The organism is Streptomyces sp. AC627_RSS907 (assembly GCF_019049165.1).
The window spans coordinates 1-559 of record NZ_JAGMUE010000486.1 but is presented as its reverse complement, the minus strand read 5'-3'; the positions used below and the strand labels follow the sequence as shown (position 1 = coordinate 559).

The window sequence follows — 559 nt, the reverse complement described above, 5'->3', positions numbered from 1 at the left end:
CTCCCCGGACGCGAGCGAGGCAGCCGACGGGGGGCAGGCGGCGCGCAGCAAGGCAGCCGCCGACACCGCGCTCCTCGAGGCGTTCGGCGGGGTGCGCGGCATGGTGGACACCACCGTGCCCGGACTGGTCTTCGTCCTGATCTACACGATCAAGCGGGACATCCACGTCGCGGCCATCGCGGCGCTCGCGCTGACGGTGCTGCTCGCGGTGGCCCGGCTGGCCCGCAAGGAGACCCTCAAGCACGCCTTCAGCGGCGTCTTCGGGGTGGCCTTCGGCGCCGTCTTCGCGATGATGTCCGGCGACGCGAAGAACTTCTACCTGCCGGGCATGCTGTACACGCTCGGGCTGGCCGTGGCGTACGTGCTCTCCGCGATCTTCCGGTTCCCGCTGATCGGCGTGTTGCTCGGGCCGATCCTGAAGGAGAACCTGTCCTGGCGCACGCGCAACCCGGGCCGGTTGCGCGCGTACACCAAGGCGACCTGGGCGTGGGGCCTGATCCTGCTCGGCAAGTCGGCGATCCTCTTCCCGCTGTACTGGTGGGGGGACGCCACCCAGCTC

The 559-nt window shown here is 70.5% G+C and carries 1 protein-coding gene; it reads left to right on the top strand.

Features of this window, described 5'->3' with window-relative positions; genetic code table 11:
• The coding region (locus KUM32_RS36620) for a DUF3159 domain-containing protein (RefSeq protein ID WP_217146199.1) at positions 1–559 on the top strand (559 nt) is incomplete at both ends.